We start from the raw sequence: 510 nt of genomic DNA, 5'->3' as shown, positions 1-510 counted from the left end.
GTCGATGCCGACGTCACGCACCGCAAACACGCGATCGTGGAAACGGTGTTCGCGGATCTGATCGACGGACCACTCGCCCATATTCCCTCCGGGCGTTTCGGCGCGAACAGTGCCTGGGTGCTCTGCGCCGCGATCGCGCACAATCTGCTGCGCGCTGCCGGCACCCTCGCCGGCGGCCGCCACGCCGTCGCCCGGGGCGCCACCCTGCGCCGGCACCTGGTCAACGTTCCCGCCCGGTTCGCCCGGCCTGCACGCAAACCCGTGCTCCACCTTCCGGCTCACTGGCCGCGGCAGGCAGACTGGACAACCCTCTGGGGCAACATCATCGACTACGAACTGCCACACGCTGCCTGACCCCCGACAACCCGGCCCCGACCCCAAAACACCCAACGTGGATGAGCTGATATGGAGGTCAGCAGGTCAGCCATGCCCACCTCGTGGCACCCGACCGCCGACATCACCAAAATCCAAATCGGGAGAAGCGAAATCACCGATCCACGGATTCAGGCT

1 pseudogene is annotated in these 510 nt (G+C 66.5%); it reads left to right on the top strand.

The annotated features are described in order from the left end of the window. Positions 1-354 (top strand): annotated as a pseudogene (locus AZG88_RS35360) (IS1380 family transposase); the annotation flags it as partial. Positions 355-510 lie beyond the last annotated feature (156 nt).

Source organism: Rhodococcus sp. LB1 (assembly GCF_001583455.1).
Taxonomy (GTDB): domain Bacteria; phylum Actinomycetota; class Actinomycetes; order Mycobacteriales; family Mycobacteriaceae; genus Rhodococcus_F; species Rhodococcus_F opacus.
The sequence above is the reverse complement of the archived record's forward strand: the minus strand, read 5'-3'. Positions and strand labels throughout refer to the sequence as shown.